This window comes from Solwaraspora sp. WMMD1047 (genome assembly GCF_029626155.1).
GTDB lineage: Bacteria > Actinomycetota > Actinomycetes > Mycobacteriales > Micromonosporaceae > WMMD1047.
Genome location: NZ_JARUBL010000001.1, coordinates 5,855,326 through 5,878,969, shown reverse-complemented (window position 1 = coordinate 5,878,969; position 23,644 = coordinate 5,855,326). Strand labels below are relative to the sequence as shown.

Genomic DNA, 23,644 nt, shown 5'->3' with positions numbered 1-23,644 from the left:
GACCCGGCCGCTCCCTCTGCCGGGGGAGCGGAACCACTCCCGGCGGGGAGGTCTCGGCGGGCTCCGCTCGCGATGGTGGTGGTGAACCCGCCAGCTGTCGACCGGGAGGCACCCGATGACCGAAACCACCTACGTGACCGATCGAACCCGGCCACCCGCCGCCGAGACCTGGTGGACGGAGCGGGTCGGCTACCTCGCCGCCGGGTGGGCGGCGCTCTACGGCGCGCTCGCGCTGGTCTGGACGATCACCGGGGACGGCTACCCGTTCGCCCACGATCTCAGCCACGGAGTCAGCCTGCTGCGGGTCCTGCCGGTCGGCGTCGGGGCGCCGCTGTTCGCGGCGGTGCTGCTGACGACCGCGGCGGCGGCGCTCGCGATGGCCGGGCCGCTCGCGGTACGGCCACCAGGAATCCTCCGCACCCTGCTGCTCGGCTACGGCTGGCTGGTGGCGGCCGCCCTGCTGCTGGTCGTGCCGGACTACGAGGTGCTGGCGGTCGCCGGCTACGCACCGATGCTGCTGCTCAGCGTGCCACTCGGCTGGCCGGTCGAGTATGCCGAGGTTTTCGACTGGACGCTGGCCAACAAGGTGTTCGCCGTGTTCGGCGGCGTGCTGCTGGCCCGGGCGGTGCTGACCTGGCAGTTGCGTACCGCGCCGGCCTGCCCGTGGTGCGGGCGCCGCGCCGGCGGTGCGAGCTGGACCTCGGCGGCGTCCGCCGCCCGGTGGGGACGGTGGGCGGTGGTGGTGGCGGCGATCATCCCGGTGCTCTACTCGATCACCCGGTTCGCCTGGCTGGCCGGAATCCCGCTCGGGATCAGCGCGGACTCCCTCGCCGAGCTGCAGGAGTCCGGGGCGGTCTGGGCCGGGGCCGGGCTCGGAGCGTTCGGAGTCGTCGGAGCGGTGCTCACCGTCGGTCTGGTCCGGCCCTGGGGAGAGAGATTCCCGCGCTGGATGATCGGCCTGGCCGGTCGGCGGGTGCCGGTGAAGCTCGCCGTCGTGCCGGCGAGCCTGGTCGCCGTGGCGGTGACCGCCGCCGGCCTGGCCCTGCTCAGCCAGCCGCTCCTCTGGGACGGGCTGACCAGCTTCAACCTCAGCATCATGCCGATGGCCCTCTGGCCGGTGTGGGGGATCGCACTCGGCGCGGCGGCGCTCGCCTACCACCTGCGCCGCAGGGGCGGTTGCGCACGCTGCGGCCGGGCCGGCTGAGCTGCTCCGGGCTGCCGGGCCTCGGATCGAGCGGGGTCGGATCGAGCGGGGTCGGATCGGGCTGGGCCGAGTCGGGGCGGTCGGGCCGGTCGGGCGGCGGTGAGCGGTATCGGGGGCCGCCGCCCGGCCGGTCCGGGCCGCCCCGCCCTCGGGCGCGCTAGCGTGTGGGGGGTGACTGTGAATTCCCAGGCGCCGGTCATCGCGCCCGTCCCGCCGGCCGGACTACCCGGCACGCTCGGCGAGCTGCGGGCCGCCGGCCACACCTACCGCACCGTCAAGCAGGAGCTGCGCGACAACCTGCTGGCCCGGATGCGCGCCGGCGGCGACCGGTTCCCCGGGGTCGTCGGCTACCAGGACACCGTGCTGCCGGAGGTGGAGCGGGCGCTGCTGGCCGGGCACGACCTGGTGCTGCTCGGGGAGCGCGGGCAGGGCAAGACCCGGCTGATCCGCTCCCTGGTGGGGCTGCTCGACGAGTGGACGCCGGTGATCGCGGGATCGGTGCTCAACGAGCACCCGATGCGCCCGCTCACCCCGGGATCGCGGGCGGCCGCCGAGGAGGCCGGCGACGACCTGAAGGTCGGCTGGCTGCACCGGTCGATGCGGTACGGCGAGAAGCTGGCCACCCCGGACACCGGGGTCGGCGACCTGATCGGCGACGTGGACCCGATCCGGGTCGCCCAGGGCCGCACCCTCGGCGACCCGGAGACCATTCACTTCGGGCTGGTGCCGCGCACCAACCGGGGGATCTTCGCGGTCAACGAGCTGCCCGACCTGGCCGAGCGGATCCAGGTGGCGCTGCTCAACGTGCTTGAGGAGCGCGACATCCAGGTCCGCGGCTACCAGCTCCGACTGCCGCTGGACCTGCTCCTGGTGGCCAGTGCCAACCCGGAGGACTACACCAACCGGGGGCGGATCATCACCCCGCTCAAGGACCGCTTCGGCGCCGAGATCCGCACCCACTACCCGCTCGACCTGGCGCTGGAGCTGGCGCTGATCCGGCAGGAGGCGGAGCTGGTCGCCGCCGTCCCGGAGCACGTGCTGGAGGTGCTGGCCCGGTTCGCCCGCGCGGTGCGCGAGTCGCCGTCGGTGGACCCTCGGTCGGGTGTCTCGGCCCGGTTCGCGATCGCCGCCGCCGAGACCGTCGCCGCCGCCGCGCTGCGACGCGAGGCCCTGCTGGCCGGCGGCTCCGAGGCGGGCGGCTCGGGCGCGGGCGGGTTCGACGCGGGCCGCGCCGGCACGGACGGCGCACCCTCCGGTGCCGGGCCGGTGGCCCGGGTCGGCGACGCGGTGTCGGTGACCAGCACCCTGCGCGGCAAGGTCGAGTTCGAGAGCGGCGAGGAGGGGCGGGAGGCGGAGATCCTGGCCCACCTGCTGCGGACCGCGACCGCCGAGACATTCCGGGCCAGGCTGGCCGGGCTGGACCTCTCCGGCTTCACCGCGCTGGTCGCCGATGGCCGGGTGATCGAGACCGGCGAGCTGGTCGGCGCCGCCGACCTGCTCGGCCAGGTGGGGACCGTGCCCGGCCTGGCGAAGGCGCTCGACCGGCTCGGGCTCGGCGACGCGCCGACCGCGGGGGAGGCGGCCGCCGGGGTGGAGTTCGTCCTCGAAGGGTTGCACCTGACCCGGCGGCTGGCCAAGGACGTGACGGACGAGGGCCGTACCCGCTACGGCGGCCGGGACCCCGACGGCGGCCGGCCGTCGGGCGGCGGCCGGGGCTGACCGTGCCGTCGACACCCGGCTCCGCCGGAAACCGCCGCTTCCGGTACGGCTCCTGGCGCGGCGGACCCGATCCGCTGGCCCCGCCGTACGACGTGCGGGCCGCCGTCGACGAGGTCGGCGCCGAGGTGCTGGCCGGCGGCAGCCTGCGCGACGCGCTGCGCAACCTGCTGCGCCGCGGTCCGGGCGGTCGCGGTGGGCTGGAGGACCTGGCCGCCCGCGCCCGCCGGCTGCGCCGGGAGGCGATGCGCCGCGGCGACCTGGACGGCGCGGTCACCCGGTCCCGGGCGCTGCTCGACCAGGCGCTCGCGGCCGAACGCGACGAGCTGCGCGCCCGCGACGACGACGCGGCCCGGTTCGCCGAGGCGGTGCTGGACAACCTGCCCACCTCCACCGCGCGGGCGGTCCAGGAGCTGTCCGGGTACGACTGGGTCAGCGACGACGCGCGCCGGGCGTACCAGCAGATTCTCGACGGACTCCGCAACGAGGTGCTGGAGCAGCGGTTCACCGGGCTGCGGGACGCGCTGCGCGCCTCCGGCTCGGACCCGGCGGCCCAGCGCCGGCTGACCGAGCTGATGAGCGACCTGAACGCCCTGCTGGCGCGGCACGCCCGGGGGGAGGACACCACCGACGCGTTCGCCGAGTTCATGCGCCGGCACGGCGAATTCTTCCCGGAGCGGCCCACCTCCACCGACGAGCTGATCGACGTGCTCGCCCGGCGGGCGGCCGCCGCCGAGCGGCTGATGAACTCGCTCTCGGACCGGCAACGCGAGGAGCTGGCCGGGCTGATGGAGGCGGCGCTCGGCAGCAGCGGACTGGCCCGGGAAATGGCGGCGCTGGACGCCAACCTGCGCACGCTGCGGCCGGACCTGGCCTGGGACCGGCGGGACCGGGTCCGGGGCGAGCAGCCGCTGGGCTACGGCGAGGCGACCGGGGCGCTGGGCGAGATCGCCGACCTGGACGACCTGCTGGACCAGCTGGGCCAGGAGCATCCCGGGGCCACCCTCGACGACGTCGACGTGGAGGCGGTGCGGCGCACACTGGGGCGCGGCGCGGCCGACGACGTCCGGCGGCTGCGCGAGCTGGAGCGCGAGCTGCGCCGGCAGGGCTGGGTGGAGCGCGGCGCCGACGGGCTGACGCTGAGCCCGAAGGCGCTGCGGCGGCTGGGCGGCACGGCGCTGCGCCGGATCTTCGCGGACCTGTCCGGCGGCCGGCGTGGCCAGCACGACCTGCGGGACGCCGGCGCGGCGGGGGAGGTGACCGGGGCGTCGCGGCCCTGGGAGTTCGGCGACGAGCAGCCGATCGACGTGGTCCGCACGGTGGCCCGGGCGGTCCGCCGGTCCGGAACGCGGGTGCCGGTGGCGCTCGCGGTCGAGGACTTCGAGGTGGTGGAGACGGAGCGACGGGCGTCGGCGGCGGTGGCGCTCTGCGTGGACCTCTCCTTCTCGATGGTCTCCGAGGGCCGGTGGGGTCCGATGAAGCAGACCGCGCTGGCCCTGTCGCACCTGGTGGCGACCAGGTTCCCGCAGGACGCGCTGCAGATCGTCGGGTTCGGCCTGGAGGCGATGCCGCTGAGCCAGCGGGAGCTGGCGGCGGCCGAGCCGGAGCTGGTGCAGGGCACCAACCTGCAGCACGCGCTCCGGCTGGCCGGTCGGCACCTGCGGCGGCACCCCGGGTCGGAGCCGGTGGTGCTGGTGGTCACCGACGGCGAGCCGACCGCCCACCTGGACGCCGACGGCGTCGGGGTCTTCAACTGGCCGCCACTGCGGGAGACCGTCGAGGCGACGGTCGCGGAGGTGGACACGCTCAGCCGGTACGGAGCGACGATCAACCTGTTCATGCTGGGCGAGGATCCGGGCCTGCGCCGGTTCGTGGACGCGATCGCCCGGCGCTGCGGCGGCCGGGTGCTCACCCCGGAGGCCGCCGACCTGGGCAGCTACGTGGTCTCCGACTATCTGCGCGCCCGCCGCGGCAGCCGCGCCCGCCGGTGACCGGCCGGCCAGCCGGCCGCGCTCAGGCGTCCGGCCGGCGCTCCCAGTAGACCTCGACCCGCCAGCCGTCCGGGTCGAGGCACTTGATCGAGACCAGGTCCGGCTCGTCGTCGCGTTCGACGACCGGCACGCCGTCGGCCGCCAGTCGCGCGGCCAGCGTCCGGACCGTGTCGGCGTCGGCCACGGCGAAGCCGAAGTGCAGGAAGTACGGCGCCGAGGTCGGCTCGGTCGCCGGGTGCAGGGCCAGGTCGAAGCCGTCGGCGTTGCGCACGATCACCGTGCCGTCCGGGTACGACTGGGCGGTGGCCGGGTCGAACCCGAAGTACGTCGCGTAGAACCGCAGGCTGCGCTCGTGGTCGAGCACGGGCAGTCCGAGATGGAGAAGGCGCACGTTCTGGTTCTACTACCCGGCGGCGGCTTCGCCAAGCGGGTGGGTCAGGGCTTGCGCCCCACCACGCCGTACTGCGGCACCCGGGCCGGCGGGGAGCCGTCCGGGTTGGGCTCGGCCCGCCACATCGCACACGACACCAGGCCCGGCTCGACCAGCTCCAGTTGCTCGACGAACCGTCCGATCTCCGCGCCGGTGCGGGCGCAGATCTTCGGGGTGGCGTGCTCGTTGTAGAACTTCATCGCCTCGACGTTGCCCTCCCCACCCAGCTCGGTCGTCGGGTGGGTGAGCGCGAGGTAGCTGCCGGCGGGCACCGCGGCCAGCAGCCGGTCGATGATGGTCTGGGCCTGCCCGGTGTCCGGGATGAAGTTGACGACGCCGAGCAGCATGATCGCGATCGGTTTGTCGAAGTCGAGGGTCCGGGCGGCCTGGGAGAGGATCTTCTCGGGTTCGCGCAGGTCGGCCTCGATGTAGTCGGTGGCGCCCTCGGGGTTGCTGGTCAGCAGCGCTCGGGCGTGCACCAGCACCAGCGGGTCGTTGTCGACGTAGACGATGCGGGATTCGGGCGCGGTCGCCTGGGCGACCTCGTGGGTGTTGTTGGCGGTCGGCAGCCCGGTGCCGATGTCGAGGAACTGGCGGATGCCGGCCTCGCCGGCCAGGAAGCGGGTGGCCCGGGCCAGGAAGGCCCGGTCCGCGCGGGCCACCGCATCGATGTGCGGCACCATCTGCCGGATCCGCTCGCCGATCTCGCGGTCGATCTGGTAGTTGTCCTTGCCGCCCAGCCAGAAGTCCCAGACCCGGGCGTTGTGCGCGACGGTCGTGTCGATCCCGGACTGGGTCCGACCGCCGTCGTTGACGCGGTGGCTCTGCGACACGCGTGACTCCTCTGGGGAGGTTGGCAGCTGTGCCCGGCAGCTTAGCGCTCCCCGGCCGGACGCGCCGACACCGCGGCGGCGGCACCGCACGGAGCCACCCGGCGGCCCCGGACGGGCCTGGTCCCGGCCCGGCGAGCTGCCGTGGGAGCGCGCCCACGATTCGGGACGGCTGGTTGGCGAGTCAGCCGCCCGGCATTACGTTCCTGTGAACAGATAGGAGCGAATATGTCGCGACATCGATTTCTTCGCCGGTTCGGCGCGGTTGCCGGCCTGGCTCTGCTGATTCCGATCGCAGTTACCGTCCCGCCGGCGGCGGCGGAGCCGCAGGGCGGCCCGACCGCCGACCGGGTGGTCGCGGCGCAGGCCGGGGTGCCGCTGGACCGGCTCTCGGTAAGCACCACGCAGGTCGCGTTCGGGCTGCAGCGGCCGACGGCGATCATCGCGCCGGACGACGGGAGCGGCCGGCTGCTGATCACCGAGAAGGGCGGCACGGTCCGGACCTACCACCCGGACACCGGTCTGGCCAGCGCGCCGCTGCTGGACATCAGCGCCCGGGTGGACACCTCCGGTAACGAGCGCGGCCTGCTCGGCATCGCGACCACGCCGGACTTCGCCACCACCCGCACCATCTATGTCGTCTACACGGCGCTGCCCGACGGCGCGGTGACGCTGTCCCGGTTCCAGCTCTCCAGCGCCGACCAGAACCCGGTTCCGGCGACCGGCGAGCAGGTCGTGCTGAGCCAGCCGCACGCCGAGTACTCCAACCACAACGGTGGGCACATCGCCTTCGGCCCCGACGGCTACCTCTACTGGGGCATCGGCGACGGCGGCGGCTCCGACGACGTCCTGAACACCGGCCAGAACCTCGACACCCTGCTCGGCAAGATCCTCCGGTTGGACGTCAACCGGTCCTGCGGGGAGAACAGCTACTGCGTACCGGCCGACAACCCGTTCGTGGAGACCGCGGGGGCGCGCGCCGAGATCTGGGCGTACGGGCTGCGCAACCCCTGGAAGTTCTCGCTGAACCAGGCGGACGGCTCGCTCTGGATCGCCGACGTCGGGCAGGGCACCTACGAGGAGATCAACCACCTGCGCGACGGCGGTGCCGGGGCGAACCTGGGCTGGTCGTGCCGGGAGGGACCGCAGGTCTTCGACCCGGCCCGCTGCCAGGCCGGCGCCGACTACATCGAGCCGGTGTACCACTACCAGACCTCCGTGGACGGCTGTGCGGTGGTCGGCGGGTACGTCTACCGGGGCCGGGAGTTCGCCGACATCGCGACCGGCACCTACCTCGCCACCGACTACTGCTCCGGCACCGCCTTCGCGGTCCGGCCGACGGAGGACGGCAGCGGCTACGAGACCCGGGCGCTGGCGGAACTGACCATCCAGCCGACCAGCCTCGGGGAGGACGAGAACGGCGAGCTCTACCTGGTCAACGACCTGCCGGGTCAGCTGCACAAGATCTCATTCGAGGCCGAGCCGGCGCCGGCCGCCTGCTCGGTCAGCTACCGGGTGGACAGCCAGTGGGGCACCGGTTTCACCACCACCGTCCAGCTGACCAACACCGGCTCGCAGCCGGTGAACGGCTGGACCGTCGGTTGGACGTTCGCCGGCACCCAGCGGGCCACCCAGTGGTGGAACGCGGTCGGCAGCCAGCAGGGGACGGCGGTGACCGCCCGCAACGCGGCCTGGAACGCCGCGATCCCCGCCGGCGGGACCGTCTCCTTCGGCTTCCTCGCCTCGTCCAGCGGCGCCAACCCGGCGCCCACCGCGTTCACTCTCAACGGTTCAGCCTGCGGCTGACCTGGGCGGAATCGGGTGCCCGCCGGTCCACGGACCGGCGGGCACCGACGCGTCGGGCCGGCGGGACACCCATGAGTCGGGCCGGTGCCGGCCGGGGCAGCCGATGGCCGCCCGGTTCGGGCCGAGTTGTTCAGGCAGGCGGTTGTTCGGCCCAGCGCTGCGTCGCCGTGCCGTCGCAGCCGAACTGGTGCACCTTGGTGCCGGTCCCGGCGTTCGGATCGGCAAGCGCCACGCACTTGCCGCTGTGGACGTTCACCAGCGCGACGGCCCCGGCCTCCTGGGCGAACCGCCAGTGCTGGTTCTCGCCGCCGTTGCAGGACCACTGCTGGATCGGCGCACCGTCGTCGACGCTGAAGTTGTCGACGTCGAGGCACTTGCCGCTGGCCACGTTGGTCAACGTGAAGGCATCCCCACCGACCGGGGTGGGCTGCCACTGCTGAGCGGGTGCGCCGGTGCAGGCCGCCTGGAGCAGGTCGGCGCCCTCCGGGTCCTCACCCGGGGCGAGGTCGAGGCAGAGCGCGGACGCCGTCGACCGGAAGATCCGGAGCTGATCCGGCCCGAGGGTGGCCGGTGGGGTGGCGGTCGGTGAGGCGGCCACGGTCGGGGCCGGCGTGGTGGGTGCCGGGACGTCGCTGCCGGCCGCGGCTCCGGCCGGCCTGACCGGTCCGTCGGCCCACTGGGCGCTGTCGTCCGGCCCGCCGCCGGAGAGGACACCGGTGGCGAAGAGCAACCCGACGAGTACCCCTCCGGCCGCGACGGCCAGCGAGATCCGGATGGTCCGGTCCGGCCGCGGCCGGTCGGTGGTTGACCGGCCGTAGACGGTGCCGCCGGTAGGCTGCCCCGGCCCGGTAGCCCGGCCCGGCCCGCCGGTCGGCTGCCCCGGCCCGGCCGGCGGAGGGCTCGCGTCGTAGGTGGGCATACGGGCATGGTGACCTACTCGACGCCCGACGGGCCAGTCGGCCCGCCGGCCGGACGGCCGAACCGGACGGCCGAGCGGAAAGCGCCGCCCTACTGTCAGGTATCTGACAAGCTGATTACCCAAAGTTACGAGATGATTACTACATGAAGTGCATCGTGTTCCTCGTGCAGGTCTCCGGGCCGGTGCCGGGGAGCGCGCGGAGCGCTGCCGTGGCGGCAACTGCCCTGGTCAAGGAGCTGCGGACCCGGGGTGGCGTCGATGCCACCCCGGCCGGCCGCGGTGCCGGCGGACCGGGCGGCAGCAAGGCGGCCGACGGCGGGTCGCTCGCCGAGTTGGTCGTGGCCGGCCTGCTCGCCGGCAGCACGATGACCGCCTTCGCCCGGATCGCCGTCGCCTTCCTCCAACGCGGCGCGGCCCGCCGGATCGTGCTGCGCGACGGGGAGCGCAGCCTCACGGTCTGCGACCCCTCGGACGACACCGAGCGCGCCGTCGTGGACTGGCTGGCCGGGGTACGAACCCAGAGCGGTGCCGATTCCGGTGCGGCCTGACCCGCCGGCCGGCCGGTACGCGCTGCTGATCGCGGTGGGGGAGTACGACGACCCGTCGCTGCACCAGTTGCGGGCCCCCGCCCAGGACGTGCACGGCCTGGCCGCCGTTCTGGAGGACCCCGGGGTGGGCAACTTCACGGTCCGCACCATGCAGGACCCGGCGGACCCGGAGGTGCGGCGCGAGATCGAGGAGCTGCTGGCCGACCGGGTCGACGACGACCTGGTGCTGCTCTACTTCTCCTGCCACGGCATCGTGGATCCCTTCCACCGGCTCTACTTCGCCGCGAGCAACACCAACCTCACCCGGCCGGCCAGCACCGCGATCTCCCGGTCCTTCGTCAACGACCAGCTGGAGGCGTGCCGGGCCGCCGCCAAGGTGCTGGTGCTGGACTGCTGCTTCGCCGGCGCGTTCGCCGAGGGGTTCAAGGCCGCCCAGCAGGGCGCGCTGGACGGCCAGGTCGGCCGCGGCTACGTGGTCATCAGCGCCTGCGACAGCTACGAGTACGCCTTCGAGTCCGAGGGCCTGGTGGAGTCCGCCCCCCGCGGTTCGATCTTCACCGACGTACTGCTGGAGGGGCTGGCGACCGGGGCGGCCGACCTGGACGGCGACGGTCGGATCAGCGCCGACGAGCTGTTCCGCTACGTCCACGACGGCGTGGTGCGTCGCCGCCCGGACCAGAAACCGAAGTGGAGCGCGTACAACGCCGAACCCCACATCTACCTGGCACAGGTGCCCCGGTATCCCGGTCGGCCGCAGGTCCCGGCGGCCCGGACCCGGTCCGGCCCGGCCAAGTCCGGCCCGGTCGGGTCGGCGCCCGTCCAGTGCACCTACAACCGGCACCAGGCCCTGGTCGCCAGGGGCTTCCGCACCGCGGCCGACCTGGTCCGCCGCACCTTCGGCCCGCTGGGCCGCCGGGTGCTGGTGGAGGACGAGGACGGTACCTACCACGAACTGGGGGACGCGGCGAGCATCGTGCGCCGGCTCTCCTGCCGCGACCACCGGGACACCATCGGGGTCAGCTACGTCAAGGAGCTGGTGGAGGGGGTCCGGCACCGGGTCGGCGACGGTGCGACGACCACCGTGGTACTCGCCCAGGCCATGCTCGACGGCGCGTCGGCCGCGCTACGGGCCGGCGCGAACCCGGTGGCGCTGCGGCGCGGGGTGGAGACCGCCGCCCTCGACGTGCTCACCGAGATCGCCGCCCTCGCCGTGCCGCTGGAGACGAAGGAGCAGCTCAAGGCCTTCACCGCGACCGTCTCGGGTGATCCCGGCATCGGCGACCTGCTCGCCGACGCGATGGACCGGGTGGGCAAGGACGGGGTGATAACCGTCGAGGAGAGCAACCTCTTCGGGCTGGAACTCGAACTCACCGAGGGGATGCGGCTGCCGGCCGGGCACGTGTCGCCGTACTTCGTCACCGAACCGGAGGGCGCGGAGGCGGTGCTCGACGACCCGTACGTCCTCGTCGTCGACCAGCGGCTGGCCCAGGCGAGCGACCTGATGCCGATCCTCGCGCAGGCGATGGAGCAGGACCGGCCGCTGGCGGTGTTCGCCGACGACGTTCGCGACTCGGCGCTCGCCGTACTCGTCGTCAACAAGATCCGTGAGACATTCCGGTCGGTGGCGGTCCGGATGTCCTGGCCGGACGAGATCCGCCGACCGCTGATGCAGGACCTCGCCGTCCTCACCGGGGGAACGGTGATCGAGACCGGGGTCGGCGGCGGGCTGCCGGCGGCCACCCTGCCGATGCTCGGCCGGGCTCGCCGGGTGATCACCACCCGGGCCGACAGCACCGTGGTGGACGGCCTGGGCGACCCGGCGGCCATCCGGGACCGGGTCGCGACGATCCGGGCCGAGCTGGCGCGCCACGGCGACGCGTCGGGAGCCGGCCAGGTCCTCGCCGAACGGCTGGCCCGGCTGGCCGGCGGGGTGGCGGTACTGCGGGTGGGCGAGACGAGCGACCCCGATCTCTGGACCCGGAGACGGCAGATCGACGACGCGGTACGCAGCGCGAAGGCCGCCGTCGGGTGGGGCCTGGTGCCCGGCGGCGGGGTGGCGCTGCTGACCGTGGCGGCGCGGCTGGCCGACCGCCGGCCGGTCGACGCCGACGAGGCGCTGGGGTACGCGGTGGTCGTCGACTCGCTCGGAGCGCCGTTCGAGGAGCTGATGCGCAACGCCGGGCGGAACCCGGCGGCCCGCGCCGACCTGCGCGAGCGGGGCCCGGCCGTCGCCTTCGACGTGGTGTCGGGCCGGTACGTGGTGGCGATGGAGGCGGGCATCATCGACGCCGCCGCGACCCTGCGGGAAGCGGTGCTGGCCGCGTCCAACGCCCTCACCCGCTATCTGATGGTGGCCTGACGGGCAGAGTCGGATAGGCGTCACGTCAGATGCAACTTGCATGTTTGCGTGCGATCCTGCAGATTAGGACGGCTCGTTGACCTGCTGCGCGTCGGCACCACGTCGCAGCACGGGCCGGGGTCGGCACCGGGATCCGTCCCGGTGCCGACCTTCGGTACCCAGCCGCCCCCCATCCCCCGGCACCCGGCCGATCCCCAGCGCGCACCCCTGCGGGCCGCGGTGGGGCGGGCGCCCGGAGCTGACGCCGGGTCGGTCTGTCGGGTGGGGACGGTCGGCCGTCCGGAGGGTGGTCCCGTCGTTCCGGAACCGATCCCGGCCCGACCGGACCTCCATTCGGGACATTCATCCCCGGTAGTGTCCGTCGCATTACCGGACGAACACCTCGGCGTATTGCTGGGAAATATTGGGACTTGTACCGTGCTCAGATGGCCGACACCCCGGAGGATTTCGAACGCCGCATCGCCGAGCTGCGGGCGGCGGTGCGGCGCTCGTTGCGCTCCGGTGACCGCGCCCGTGCCGAGTCGCTCCGGGCCGAACTGCGGGCCGCCGAACACGGCTGGGACCAGGCGGTCGGGCTGTCGACCGGCCGCCGGCCCGGCTCGCTGGTGCCCCTGCGCGAACAGGTGCAACACGCCCTGACCCTGCTCTCCGTGCCGGCCGCGCCGAAGCTGATCGTCGAAGTGCACACGGCGTTCCTCGGCTCCGGCGGTGCCGAGATCACCGGCGCGCAGCTGACCCATCTGCGCCGCGACGAGGAAAGATCATTCCGATCGGCGCCGCAGGCCCGACCGTACTATCTCTGCTCGGCGCTGACCGCCGAGCACCTCACTCCGGTCCGCGGCCTGCTCGCGGTCTCCACCTGGCCGCTGGACCGGCGGATGGTCGGCCCGCTCAGCCCGCGCGTCCACTTCCTCACCGCCGCCATCCGGATCGCCGAGCAGGCCGCCGGCCCGGCCGGCCAGCGCGCTCCCGGCGCCCGGTCCGACCCGCCGCCGGCGGTCGCCCGGCTGCTGTGGCGGTTCGCCGTCAACATTCCCGGTGCGCTGGACCGGTCCGGCCCGCTGACCCCGGCCGCGCTGGCCGACGCCGCCCGGGCCGAGCTGGCCGCGCAGGCCGACGCCGATCGGTCGCATCGGGCCGCCGGCGCCGAGCTGGCCCGGTCCCGCCTCGACAGCGCCGGTCAACTCTTCGGCCGCCGCCCGGAACCGGGCGGGCGAGCCGACCGGGGGGCCGCGCGGGTGCGCTTCGACGCGGCGCCCAGCCACCCGGCCAGCCGGTGAGGGCGGCCGGCACGCGGGCGGCACCGGTCGGGGTGCTCGACCGGATCGTCGAAGGCGGACCGGCCCGGCTGGCGGTGCCGCTGGCCGGCGCGGCGGTAGGCGTCGAGGCGGGCTGGCTGATCCTCGGCCTACCCGACGCCGCGCTCGTCAGCGACCTGGGAGCGATCGTGGTGGCGTCGCTGGCCGCGGTGGCGTGCGCCAGCACGGTACACCGCCATCCGGCCGGGCTGCGCCGGTTCTGGACCCTGCTCGCCGTGACGATGGCGCTCGCGGCGATCGGCCGGATCGTCTGGACCGCCAGTCGCCTCATCACCGGCGGACTGCCGAACAATCCGCTGGTCGGGACCCTCTTCTTCGCCGGCATCGTCACCGGCACGGCCGCGCTGCTGAGCTTCCTGACCGCCCCCCGCAGCGCGGTGGCCCGGGCCCGGACCGTGCTGGACGGCGTGATCGTCGGCCTCTCCCTCGTACCGGTCGGGTGGATCGTGGTGTTCCGCGACGTGACGGCCGCCGAACTGAACGACCCGCTACGGGCGCTGGGCCTGCTCTACCCGATGTTCGACCTGATCCAGTTGACGATCCTGGTGGCGGTCGCCGGCCCGGCCCGGCCGCGGTGGCGGCCACTCGCCATCATCGGCGTCAGCCTCGCCATCCGGGCCGCGGCCGACACCGTGTACGTCTCCCTGATCGTGCAGGAGATGTACTTCCCCGGCCATCCGATCGACGTCTGCTGGCCGCTCACCTACCTGCTGGTCGCGGTCGCCTCCCGGCACCGGCCACCGCCGGACCACGGCACCGTCGACGGCGCCGAGGCGCAGCCCGTCCCGTGGTGGCGGATCGGGCTGCCCTACCTGCCCATCGCGGCCGCCATCGCGGCCATCGTGCTGGCCCGCGACGCGGCCGGTTACACCCCACCGCTGATCTTCACCACCGGCATGTGCCTGCTGGCCGCCCTCGGCGTCCGGCAGACACTCGCGGCGACCGAGAACAGCCGGCTGGCCGACGGGCTGAGCCGGCTGGCCTACTCCGACCAGCTCACCGGCCTGCCGAACCGGCTGCTCTTCTCCCGGCGGCTGCGGCAGGCCATCCGCGCCGACCAACCGGTCGCGGTGCTGCTCCTCGACCTCGACGGGTTCAAGCAGGTCAACGACCGGTTCGGGCACGCCACCGGGGACGCCCTGCTCGGTCGGATCGCCAGCCACATGCGGACCGTGGTCGGTGCCGACGGCACCATCGCCCGGCTCGGCGGCGACGAGTTCGCCGTCCTGGTCGACGGCGACCGTCAGGTACGCCCGGAGGACCTCGCCGACCGGCTGCTCACCGCGCTGCGCTCGACCACCCTCGGCGAGGACCTCGGGGTGCGCTCGTCGGCCAGCATCGGCATCGCCGAGTACGGTCCCCAGCACGCGGGCGACGCCGACCTGCTCCGCGACGCCGACATCGCCATGTACGCGGCCAAGGCGGCCGGCAAGTCCGCGTACCGGATCTGCACGCCCGGCCTGCGGGAGGCCGCGGTGACCCGGGCCGAACTGATCGGTGACCTGCGTCGCGCCGTCGACGAAGGCGACCAGCTCGAGCTGCGGTTCCAACCCATCGTGGACGTCGTCACCGGTTCGGTGCACAGCGCCGAGGCGCTGGTGCGCTGGCGGCACCCGAGCCGCGGGCTGCTGCCCCCGGCCCGCTTCCTGCCGTTGGCCGAGGAGACCGGGCTGATCCTGCCGATCGACCGCTGGGTGCTCGCCGAGGCGTGCCGGGCCGCCGCCACCTGGCGGGAGCTCTCGCCCGCCACCACGGTCGCCGTCAACATCGCCTCCATGCACCTGCGCCGGCCGGAGATCACCGCCACCGTCGAGGCGGCGGCGCGGGCGGCCGGGCTGCCGCCGCAGGCACTGACCCTGGAGCTGACCGAGACCGCGCTCATCGACGGCACCGACGCCGTCCTGACCAGACTCTGCCAGCTGCGCGAGCTGGGCGTCAGGATCGCGATCGACGACTTCGGCACCGGGTACTCGTCACTGAGCTACCTGCACCGGATCCCCGCCTCCGAGCTGAAGATCGACCGTACCTTCGTCGCCCGGCTCGGCGACAACAGCCAGGCGTACGCCACAGTGGACATGGTGACCAAGCTCGCGTCCGCGTACGGGATGCTGGTGGTCGCCGAAGGGGTGGAGACCGACGCGCAGCACGCCGTGGTGCGCGCCATCGGCTGCCCGCGCGGGCAGGGCTACCGGTACGGCCGACCCGGCTCCCTGGCCGAGCTGCGCGAGTCGATCCTGGCCCGGTGACCGGGGCTGGCCCACCGGGGCCGGTCCACCGGGCCGAAGGTCCCATCGACCGGGGGACTTCTTCTCTGCCGGCGGGCGGCCGCACCGGCGAGCATTTCCTCAGTGCTCGACGAGTAGCAGCCACCGGCGGGAGCCGGCCGACCATAGGAGTCACCATGCAGCGCCGGACCCTCGACCTCTTCTTCAGCATCGGCGGTCTCGCCCTCGCCGTCCTGCTGCTGGTCATCGGCATCGTGCTCACCAGCAACGCGAACTTCGCCAACGACTACGTCCGCGACCAGCTCGGCCAGCAGAACATCACCTTCAAGCCGGCCGACGCGCTGACCGAGGAGGAACGCGCGGCCGACTGCCTGGTCGAGTACGCCGGCCAGCAGCTGACCACCGGCAAGCAGGCCGAGTGCTACGCCAACGAGTTCATCGGCCTGCACCTGAAGTCGACCGCCGACGGCCAGACCTACGCCGACCTGGGCGAGCCGCAGAGCGCGCTGCGGGCTCAGGTCGCCCAGGCCGAGCAGAACAACGACCCCGCCCTGGCCGACCTGCAGGCCCAGCTCGCCGAGGTGACCGCCCAGCGGGACACCGTCTTCAAGGGCGAGACGCTGCGCGGACTGCTGCTGACCTCGTACGGGTTCAGCGAGTTCGGGGTGAAGGCGGGCCAGGCCGCCACCGTCGCCTACCTGGCCGCCGGGCTGCTCCTACTGCTCTCGATCGCCGGCCTGGTGCACGCCTTCCGGACCCCGCCGACCGTCGCCTTCGCCGCCCCGCAGGCACCCGCCGACCAGGCCACCGAGCCGGTCCGGGGCTGAGCCGGCCCGGCTTGGCTCAGCTGGTCGTTCGGCCGGGATCCCGCTGCGGGCGGGGTCCCGGCCCGGTGTCGTGCGCCGCGGAGTCTCCGGAAGCGTTCAGGGCCGCGCGCAGGGCGGCGATCTCGGACCGCAGCGCGTCGATGTCCGCCACGGTGGCCTGGGCCGCCTTGTCCGGCGAGACCCGCTCCACGATCCAGGTCGCCAGCGAACCGGTGACGAAACCGATCAGGCCGATGCCGCCGACCATCAGGCCGAGGGCCACGAACCGGCCGGCGTCGGTGACCGGGTAGTGGTCGCCGTAGCCGACGGTGGTGATGGTGACCGCCGACCACCACAGCGCGTCGCCGAAGTCGGTGATGTTCGCCTCCGGCGCCCCCCGCTCCGCGTCCAGCGCGGCCAGGCCGGCCACGAAGACCAGCAGCGCCGTCGTCGTCCCCACGTAGACCGCCAGCCGGCCGCGGGCCCAGGTCTCGGTCCGTCGACTGATCATGAGGACGGCCAGGATCAGCCGCATCGCCCGCAGCGGCCGCAGCATCGGCAGCAGGAGCACGGCCACGTCGAACAGGTGCCGGCGCAGGAACGTCCAGCGGTCGGTCGCCAGGACCAACCGGGCGGCGAAGTCCAGCCAGAACAGCACCCAGATCACCGAGGAGGTCAGCGTGCAGGCGGTGCGCCAGCCGGCCGGCAGGTCCGGCCGCAGGATCGGCACCGCGTACGCGGCCAGGAACACCACCGCCAGGGTGGTCAGCGGGATCGCCGTGCGGCGCTCCCAGTCCAGCACCCGGTCCCCACCGGGCCACTCCCGCTCCGTCATCCGTACCACCTCCCGGGCTGCCCGCCGTGGCCGGCGGCTCATTGGCGGGACTCTAGACCGGCAGGTCAACCGGGCGGGTCGCAGGGCACCGACGCGCGGCGGGGGTCGCCGATCGCCCGGCCGTCACATCCGATCCGGTCCGGTGCCCCCGTCGCGCCGGTCGGCCGGCTCCGGCGGGCAAGATAGCCGGATGGCAACCGAGCTGCATGACCTGACCGCCGTCGACCAGGCCGCCGCGATCCGCCGGGGCGAGCTGAGCAGCACCGAACTGGTCGGGCACTACCTGTCCCGGGTGGCCGCGCACGGGGCGACGGTGGGGGCCTTCGTGACTGTCACCGCGGAGCTGGCCCGGACCCAGGCGGCCGCCGCCGATGCCGCGCCGCCGGCCGGCCGGGGTCCGCTGCACGGGGTGCCGACCGCGATCAAGGACCTGACGCTGACCGCCGGGGTGCGTACCACCTTCGGCTCGGCGGCCTTCGCCGACTACGTCCCGCCGGTGGACGCCGACGTGGTCCGGGCGCTGCGCGCGGCGGGCATGATCAGCCTGGGCAAGACCACCACCTCCGAGCTGGGCAGCTCGCTCTACTCGGAGGGGCTGGTCGCGCCGCCGGCCCGTAACCCGTGGCACCTCGCGTACACGGCCGGCGGGTCCAGCGGCGGGGCCGCTGCCGCGGTCGCCGCGGGCCTGGTGCCGGTGGCGCAGGGCTCCGACGGCGGCGGCTCGGTCCGCATCCCCGCGGCGCTCTGCGGTCTGGTGGGCTACAAGCCCAGCCGGGGGGTGATCTCCGGCGGGCCACTCGGCTCCGGCGCGTTCGGGCTGCCGACCCACGGCCCGATCGGCCGGACCGTCGGTGACGTGGCGGCGATGCTCGACGCGATGGCCGGCCGGGTGCCGGGGGAGCCGTTCCTGGCCCCGCCGCTGCCCGAGGGGGGTTACCTGGCCACGGCCCGGCGGGCGGCGCCGGGCCGGCTGCGGATCGGCCGGTTCACCGCGCCGATGCTCGCCGACGAGCCGGTCGACCCCGCCTGCCTGGCGGCGGTGGACGGCGCCGCCGAGGCGTTGGCGGCGGCCGGGCACGAGGTGGTCGAGGTGGCGGCGCCGCTGCGGCCCGAGGTGTGGCCGCTCTTCGAGACCATCTGGTACGTGCTGGCGCTCGCCCCGGTGCCGCCGGAGCGGGAGGAGTCGCTGCTGCCGCTGACCCGGCTGATGCGCCAGCGGGGGGCGGCGATCTCGGCCGGGACGCTGAGCGCCACCCTGGCCGAGCTGCAGAGCCTGGTCCGGGCGGGGCTGCGGGCGACCGACCACTGCGACCTGCTGCTCTGCCCGACGCTGGCGACCCCGCAGGCGCCGGTCGGCTGGTTCGCCGAGACCGGCGACCCGGACGACGACTTCGACCGGCAGCGCCGCTTCTCGCCGTACTGCGCGATCTTCAACGTGACCGGGCAGCCGTCGGTGTCGCTGCCGGTCGCGACCACGCCGGACGGCCTGCCGGTGGGGGTCCTGCTGACCGGCCGGTACGGCGAGGACGAGCGGGTGGTGGCCGCCGCCGCCGAGCTGGAACGCGTCACCGGGGGCTGGGATCGCCACCCCGCGATCTGGACAGCCCCGGCCTCCGCTAACGTGAACAACGCCTGAGTAGGGACGACCGGCGCCGCCGGCCGCCCCGAACCGGGCCCGGTGTCCACTTTCCGCCTGGGGGCGTTGAGGTTGTCTGTTACCGAGACGTTGCTGATCTTCGTCGCCGTCCCGGCCGGGATCGTGCTGGTGATCTCCGGGCTGGCGCTCGCCGGCGGCGGTGGTCGCCGGGATCGCCGCTACCGGCCGGGCCGACCGTTCGAGTTCACGCCGGTCTGGTTCCTCTCCTCCCCGGAGCAGCTCAGCGAGCCCGCGCGGGAGCGGTTGACCGGCCCCGGCCGGGCCGTCGGCTCCGGCGCCACCCCCCGCGCACTGCCCGCGGGGGAGATCGAGACCACGGGTACGCGGCCGCGTGCCGGCGCGACGGGAGGCGCAAGTGACCGCTGGTGAGCTCGAAGCCACCCGGACCGAGCCGGCCGGGTCCGACCCCGAGCCGGGTCAGACCGCCGGCGTGACCGGCCGGCCGGCGGTGCTGGACGGGCCGTTCTCCACCCGGCAGCTGCTCCGGATCGACGAGGCGATGCGGGTGGCCGACCAGTCCACCGGGCTCACCTTCAGCGTCTACGTCGGCGACCTCGACGACCCGGCCCGCGCGCACGCGGAGCAGCTGCACGGCCAGCTCGCCGACCCGGACCAGTCGGTGCTGATCGCGGTCTCGCCGAACCAGCGGCTGCTGGAGGTGGTGACCGGCGCCCAGGCGCGCAAGCGGATCCGGGACCGGGACGCCAAACTCGCCGCGCTCTCCATGGTGGCCGCCTTCGGCGGCGGCGACCTGGCCGGCGGCGTGATCAGCGGCCTGGACCAGCTCGCCACCCACGCCGGCCGCTCCTGACCTGGTCCGTACCGGCCCCCTGGCGCGGCGCGGCTGGTCGGTCCGGCGCCGGCCCTGCCGGCTGGTAAGTCCAGACCGGCTAGTAGGTCCAGGCGCCCGGGGCGACCTCGGCCGGGAACGGCAGATCGACCTTGAGCGTCTCGTCGGGGCCGATCGACCCGAGCAGCTCGTAGTGCTCCGGCGCGGCCCGCCGGTAGAGGTGGGCCACCGGGCCGTGGACGGTTCGCTCGATCCGCCAGTACGACTCGATGCCGGCCTCGGCGTAGAGGGCGGGCTTGGTGAACCGGTCGTGCCGGCGGCTGCTCGGCGACTCCACCTCGACCACCAGCACCACATCCGCAGGCTGGTGCCAGGCGACCCCGCGGGGGGCTTCCGGCCGCAACACGGTCACATCCGAGATGACGTTTCCAGCCGGCACCCGCAGACCGATCTCCCTGATCACTCGCCAACCCCGGGGAGCCGCCAGCCGGAGCATGCCCCGGACCTCGTCAGCCAGCTCGTGGTGATCGTCGTCCGCCGGTGGCGTCATCAGCAGGGTCCCGTCGATGATCTCGTAGCGGTGCCCATCCGCGGGCAGACTGGCCAGATCGCGCTCGTTCCACGCCCGATCCGGTAGCTGCCAGTCAAACTCTGGCTGTGCCATCGCTACACCTCCGGACGCCACGCTACCGCCTGCCTAGGTCGGCCCGCCGCATTGAAGCGAGGGTACCCATCAGGCCGCCGCGGCGGCGTCCTTCGCGCGGGCGGTCAGGGCCCGGATGACGCCGTCGCGGCCCTCGGCGACCAGCCGGCGCAGCGGGGCCGGGTGGCCCGACTCGGCCAGCCAGGCGTCGGTGGCCGCGACCGTCGCGTCGCTGATCTGGTACGACGGGTACGCCAGGATCACGAACTCCTGGGCGGACTCGTTGTCCCGGCTGGCCCAGACCTGACCGACCGTGGCGAAGAACCGTTCCGCGTACGGGGCGACCAGGTCGACCTGGGTGGGGTGCTGGAAGCCCTGCAGCAGCGACCGGTGCCGCCAGTTCGGCAGTGCGGCCGCCCCGGTGAGCGCGTCCCACACGTCCGCCTTGTTCTCCGCGGTCGGCAGCAGGGCCCGCACGTACGCGGCCTCCCGCTCGCCGCTGGCGGTCCGGTCACCGGCCAGCTCCGCGTCGATCGCGGCCGGCTCGGCGGCGCCCTTGGCCACCAGCGAGGCCAGCACCGACCAGCGCAGCTCGGTGTCGATGACCAGGCCGGCCGGCACCCCGACGCCGTCCAGCCAGCCGCGCAGGGCGGCCAGGTCGGCGTCGGACCGGGCCGCCGAGGCGTACGCGCGGGCCCAGGCGAGTTGCAACCCGCTGCCGGGCTCGGCGGCCAGCAGCACGTCCCGGGCGGTGCGGGCCAGGTCGGCCCAGCCGGTCGGCGCCCAGCCCGGATCGGCGTACGAGATCAGGGTCGCGCTGGCCTGGCGGAGCGTCTGGGTGACCAGGTTGATGTCGGACTCGGCCGGCAGCCCGGCCAGCACCAGGGCCAGGTAGTCGCGGGCGGCCAGTTCGGCGTCGCGGACCATGTCCCACGCCGCCGACCAGCACAGCGCCCGGGCGAGCGCGGAGTCGAACGCGCTGATGTGCCGGACGACGCCTGCCATCGACCGGTCGTCGAGCCGCAGCTTGGCGTAGGTCAGGTCCTCGTCGTTGAGCAGCAGCACGTCCGGCGCCGGCACCCCGCGCAGGGCGGCGAGTTCGGTCCGCTCACCGGTGACGTCCAGCTCGATCCGGTCCCGCCGCACCAGCACGCCGTCGCGCAGGTCGTAGAGGCCGACCCCGATCCGGTGGGTACGCAGCGTCGGGTGGTCGGCGGGGGCGTCCTGGCGGACCGTCACCGACTCGTAGTTGCCGTCGCCGTCGATCGAGACCTCCGGCCGCAGCGTGTTGACCTGCGCGGTCTCCAGCCACTGGGCGGCGAACTTGCGCAGTTCGCGGCCGGACGCGGCCTCCAACTCCGACAGCAGGTCGTCGAAGGTCGCGTTGCCCCAGGCGTACCGGGTGAAGTAGGTCCGTAGGCCGGTCCGGAACGGCTCGATCCCCACGTACGCGACGAGTTGCTTGATGACGCTGGCGCCCTTGGCGTAGGTGATGCCGTCGAAGTTGACCTCGACGGCGGCCAGGTCCGGCATCTCGCAGTAGACCGGATGGGTGGAGGAGAGCTGGTCCTGCCGGTAGCCCCAGTTCTTCCGGATGGACAGGAAGGTGGTCCAGGCGTCGGTGAACCGGGTGGCCTGGCTGTTGGCCCAGTGGCTGGCCCACTCGGCGAACGACTCGTTGAGCCAGAGGTCGTTCCACCAGCGCATCGTGACCAGGTTGCCGAACCACATGTGCGCCAGCTCGTGCAGGATCGTGTTGGCCCGCTGCTCGTACTCGAAGTCGGTGACCTGGGAGCGGAACAGGTAGTGCGACTCGGCGTGGGTGACGCAGCCGAAGTTCTCCATCGCCCCGGCGTTGAAGTCGGGCACCCAGAGCTGGTCGTACTTGGGCAGCGGGTAGCGGACGCCGAACTGCTCGTGGAAGAAGTCGAAGCCCTGCCTGGTGATGAGCAGGATGTCGTCGGCGTCGAGGTGCCGGGCCATCGAGGCCCGGCAGTACACGCCCAGGTCGACGCCGTCGTGCCGGTCCCGGACCTCGTGGTACGGGCCGGCGCAGAGCGCGGTGATGTAGGCGCTCATCCGGACCGACTCGGCGAAGTGCACGGTCTTCACCTCGGCCTGCTCGGCACCGGCCGGTCCGCCGACGAAGCCGGTCGGCTCCTCGCGCTCGGCGGGCATGTTCGACACCACCCGCCAGTGCGCCGGCACGGTGGCGTGCCAGGTGTAGACGCTCTTCAGATCCGGCTGGTCGAAGCAGGCGAAGACCCGCTGCGCGTCGGCCGTCTCGAACTGGCTGTAGAGGTAGGTCTCGCCGTCCTCGGGGTCGACACTGCGGTGCATGCCCTGACCGCTCGCCGAGTAGGGGAAGTCGGCGTCCACCACGAGGGTGTTCTCGGCGGCCAGATCGGGCAGGGTGAGCCCGGCCTCGGCCGACCAGCCGGAGAGGTCCACCGGCTCGCCGTTGAGCGTGGCGGCGCGGACCGAGTCGGCGGCGACCTCGATGAAGGTGGAGCTGCCGGGTTCGGCACAGCGGAACCGGACCTCGGTCACCGACCGGAACGTCGGATTGCCGGTGGCGTGACCGGCCGAGGAGAGGTCTAGGCTGATGTCGTATCCGATGACCTCGATCAGGCGGGACCGTTGGGTCGCCTCGGTCTGAGTGAGGTTGCGCGTACCTGGCACGTGAAATCTCCATCCCGATCTCGCCCGCTGCCCCCGGCGACAGCGCTGAGCCACCTGCCGGCGACTCTGAGTTGAGTGTTTCACGCGTACGGGAGTGCCGGGCTGGTGCTCCACGTCACGGTCTCATCCCACTGCGGGTAGGCCGTCGCCGGGGTGAAGATCTGAGTACCGGACGATGTCCGACCCGCTACCTGGAGAGGAACCGCCGTGTCCGAGCGTACGACCGTCGAAATGTGGTTCGACCCGGCCTGTCCGTGGGCCTGGATCACCTCCCGCTGGCTGCTGGAGGTGGAACGGGTCCGACCGGTGGATGTCCGGTTCCGGGTGATGAGCCTCGCCGTGCTGAACGAGGGACGGGACGACCTGCCGGCGGAGTACAAAGAAATGCTGGCGCAGGCGTGGGGCCCGGTCCGGGTCTGCATCGCGGTGGAGAACGAGCACGGCCAGCAGGCCGTACGCGACCTCTACACCGCGCTCGGCACCCGCATCCACCTGCGGGGCGACCGCGGGCCGCAGCTGCTGACGGAGGCGCTGACCGAGGTCGGGCTCGACCCGGCGCTCGCCGAGGCGGCCACCTCCACCGACCACGACAAGGCGCTGCGGGCCAGCCACGACGCGGGCATGAAGCCGGTCGGCACCGACGTGGGCACCCCGGTGATCCACGCCCCGGGTCCGACGGGTGAGCCGATCGCCTTCTTCGGCCCGGTGATCACCCCGGCGCCCAAGGGCGAGGCCGCCGGCCGGCTCTGGGACGGTGTCCTGCTGGTGGCCGGCACCCCGGGCTTCTACGAGCTGAAGCGCACCCGGGACCTGGACCCGATCTTCGACTGACGCCCGGACCGGGCCGCGGGTGTGACCGGGGTCGCCCCGGCGGTGAGTTCGCC

At 73.8% G+C, this 23,644-nt stretch carries 19 protein-coding genes; 13 read left to right on the top strand and 6 right to left on the bottom strand.

The annotated features are described in order from the left end of the window. The first annotated feature begins 115 nt into the window (after positions 1-115). From O7627_RS26780 to O7627_RS26770, 3 genes are all read left to right on the top strand, one after another. Entirely contained in the window at positions 116-1,204 is a 1,089-nt protein-coding gene (locus O7627_RS26780; RefSeq protein WP_278096235.1) for a hypothetical protein, read from the top strand. Positions 1,205-1,375: 171 nt separating this feature from the next. Beyond that, on the top strand, positions 1,376-2,923 hold the full coding sequence (locus O7627_RS26775; protein ID WP_278096234.1) for a sigma 54-interacting transcriptional regulator: 1,548 nt from the start codon (positions 1,376-1,378) through the stop codon (positions 2,921-2,923). Between the two features lie 2 nt (positions 2,924-2,925). Further along, positions 2,926-4,911, top strand: coding sequence for a hypothetical protein (locus O7627_RS26770; RefSeq protein ID WP_278096233.1), 1,986 nt, complete (start codon positions 2,926-2,928; stop codon positions 4,909-4,911). Positions 4,912-4,933: 22 nt separating this feature from the next. On the opposite strand, the gene O7627_RS26765 is transcribed toward O7627_RS26770, so the two are convergent. Both O7627_RS26765 and O7627_RS26760 read right to left on the bottom strand, forming a co-directional pair. After that, a complete protein-coding gene (locus tag O7627_RS26765; RefSeq protein ID WP_278096232.1) occupies positions 4,934-5,302 on the bottom strand; it encodes a VOC family protein in 369 nt (122 codons plus the stop codon). 44 nt (positions 5,303-5,346) lie between these two features. Then, positions 5,347-6,174, bottom strand: a complete 828-nt coding sequence (locus tag O7627_RS26760) for an SAM-dependent methyltransferase (RefSeq protein ID WP_278096231.1) — start codon at positions 6,172-6,174, stop codon at positions 5,347-5,349. Between the two features lie 225 nt (positions 6,175-6,399). On the opposite strand from O7627_RS26760, the gene O7627_RS26755 reads away from it, so the two are divergent. Next, positions 6,400-7,977 carry a PQQ-dependent sugar dehydrogenase gene (locus O7627_RS26755; protein WP_278096230.1) on the top strand — a complete coding sequence of 526 codons (1,578 nt, stop codon included), beginning with the start codon at positions 6,400-6,402 and terminating at the stop codon, positions 7,975-7,977. A 130-nt stretch (positions 7,978-8,107) separates the two neighbouring features. On the opposite strand, the gene O7627_RS26750 is transcribed toward O7627_RS26755, so the two are convergent. Beyond that, positions 8,108-8,896, bottom strand: a complete 789-nt coding sequence (locus O7627_RS26750; protein WP_278096229.1) for an RICIN domain-containing protein — start codon at positions 8,894-8,896, stop codon at positions 8,108-8,110. Positions 8,897-9,039: 143 nt separating this feature from the next. Between O7627_RS26750 and O7627_RS26745 the strand changes: the two genes are divergently transcribed. The 5 genes from O7627_RS26745 to O7627_RS26725 all read left to right on the top strand — a co-directional run bounded on the left by O7627_RS26745 (position 9,040) and on the right by O7627_RS26725 (position 16,174). Then, a complete protein-coding gene (locus tag O7627_RS26745) occupies positions 9,040-9,444 on the top strand; it encodes a hypothetical protein (protein WP_278096228.1) in 405 nt (134 codons plus the stop codon). Next, a complete protein-coding gene (groEL, locus tag O7627_RS26740) occupies positions 9,434-11,803 on the top strand; it encodes a chaperonin GroEL (protein ID WP_278096227.1) in 2,370 nt (789 codons plus the stop codon). Before O7627_RS26745 ends, groEL begins: the two co-directional genes overlap by 11 nt. Before the next feature lie 425 nt (positions 11,804-12,228). Continuing rightward, positions 12,229-13,083 carry a hypothetical protein gene (locus O7627_RS26735; RefSeq protein WP_278096226.1) on the top strand — a complete coding sequence of 285 codons (855 nt, stop codon included), beginning with the start codon at positions 12,229-12,231 and terminating at the stop codon, positions 13,081-13,083. Further along, positions 13,080-15,368 (top strand): EAL domain-containing protein, encoded by a 2,289-nt coding sequence (locus tag O7627_RS26730; protein ID WP_278096225.1) that lies wholly within the window; start codon positions 13,080-13,082, stop codon positions 15,366-15,368. The genes O7627_RS26735 and O7627_RS26730 overlap by 4 nt, the downstream gene beginning before the upstream one ends. Before the next feature lie 155 nt (positions 15,369-15,523). Continuing rightward, positions 15,524-16,174, top strand: a complete 651-nt coding sequence (locus O7627_RS26725; protein WP_278096224.1) for a hypothetical protein — start codon at positions 15,524-15,526, stop codon at positions 16,172-16,174. A 16-nt stretch (positions 16,175-16,190) separates the two neighbouring features. On the opposite strand, the gene O7627_RS26720 is transcribed toward O7627_RS26725, so the two are convergent. Next, positions 16,191-16,988, bottom strand: a complete 798-nt coding sequence (locus O7627_RS26720; RefSeq protein WP_278096223.1) for a potassium channel family protein — start codon at positions 16,986-16,988, stop codon at positions 16,191-16,193. A 190-nt stretch (positions 16,989-17,178) separates the two neighbouring features. Here O7627_RS26720 and O7627_RS26715 point away from each other — a divergent pair, with 190 nt between their 5' ends. From O7627_RS26715 to O7627_RS26705, 3 genes are all read left to right on the top strand, one after another. After that, positions 17,179-18,624 carry an amidase gene (locus tag O7627_RS26715; protein WP_278096222.1) on the top strand — a complete coding sequence of 482 codons (1,446 nt, stop codon included), beginning with the start codon at positions 17,179-17,181 and terminating at the stop codon, positions 18,622-18,624. Between the two features lie 90 nt (positions 18,625-18,714). Beyond that, entirely contained in the window at positions 18,715-19,014 is a 300-nt protein-coding gene (locus O7627_RS26710; protein WP_278098446.1) for a hypothetical protein, read from the top strand. A gap of 61 nt (positions 19,015-19,075) precedes the next feature. Then, positions 19,076-19,456, top strand: a complete 381-nt coding sequence (locus O7627_RS26705; protein ID WP_278098445.1) for a DUF5130 family protein — start codon at positions 19,076-19,078, stop codon at positions 19,454-19,456. A gap of 79 nt (positions 19,457-19,535) precedes the next feature. On the opposite strand, the gene O7627_RS26700 is transcribed toward O7627_RS26705, so the two are convergent. Beyond that, positions 19,536-20,099, bottom strand: coding sequence for a Uma2 family endonuclease (locus O7627_RS26700; RefSeq protein ID WP_278096221.1), 564 nt, complete (start codon positions 20,097-20,099; stop codon positions 19,536-19,538). Between the two features lie 69 nt (positions 20,100-20,168). Further along, the gene (gene pepN / locus O7627_RS26695; RefSeq protein WP_278096220.1) at positions 20,169-22,760 is read right to left on the bottom strand and encodes an aminopeptidase N; all 2,592 of its coding nucleotides are present in this window, start codon (positions 22,758-22,760) and stop codon (positions 20,169-20,171) included. A gap of 207 nt (positions 22,761-22,967) precedes the next feature. Between pepN and O7627_RS26690 the strand changes: the two genes are divergently transcribed. Beyond that, positions 22,968-23,591: a DsbA family protein gene (locus O7627_RS26690; RefSeq protein WP_278096219.1), complete on the top strand. Its 624-nt coding sequence runs from the start codon at positions 22,968-22,970 to the stop codon at positions 23,589-23,591. The last annotated feature ends 53 nt before the right edge of the window (positions 23,592-23,644 follow it).

Excerpts from the sequence above, each read along its gene's own strand:
- O7627_RS26780 (WP_278096235.1), top strand. The coding sequence starts at position 116 with ATGACCGAAACCACCTACGTGACCGATCGAACCCGGCCACCCGCCGCC.
- O7627_RS26755 (WP_278096230.1), top strand. The coding sequence starts at position 6,400 with ATGTCGCGACATCGATTTCTTCGCCGGTTCGGCGCGGTTGCCGGCCTG.
- O7627_RS26750 (WP_278096229.1), bottom strand. The coding sequence starts at position 8,896 with ATGCCCACCTACGACGCGAGCCCTCCGCCGGCCGGGCCGGGGCAGCCG.
- O7627_RS26745 (WP_278096228.1), top strand. The coding sequence starts at position 9,040 with ATGAAGTGCATCGTGTTCCTCGTGCAGGTCTCCGGGCCGGTGCCGGGG.
- O7627_RS26735 (WP_278096226.1), top strand. The coding sequence starts at position 12,229 with ATGGCCGACACCCCGGAGGATTTCGAACGCCGCATCGCCGAGCTGCGG.
- O7627_RS26725 (WP_278096224.1), top strand. The coding sequence starts at position 15,524 with ATGCAGCGCCGGACCCTCGACCTCTTCTTCAGCATCGGCGGTCTCGCC.
- O7627_RS26720 (WP_278096223.1), bottom strand. The coding sequence starts at position 16,988 with ATGACGGAGCGGGAGTGGCCCGGTGGGGACCGGGTGCTGGACTGGGAG.
- O7627_RS26715 (WP_278096222.1), top strand. The coding sequence starts at position 17,179 with ATGGCAACCGAGCTGCATGACCTGACCGCCGTCGACCAGGCCGCCGCG.
- O7627_RS26700 (WP_278096221.1), bottom strand. The coding sequence starts at position 20,099 with ATGGCACAGCCAGAGTTTGACTGGCAGCTACCGGATCGGGCGTGGAAC.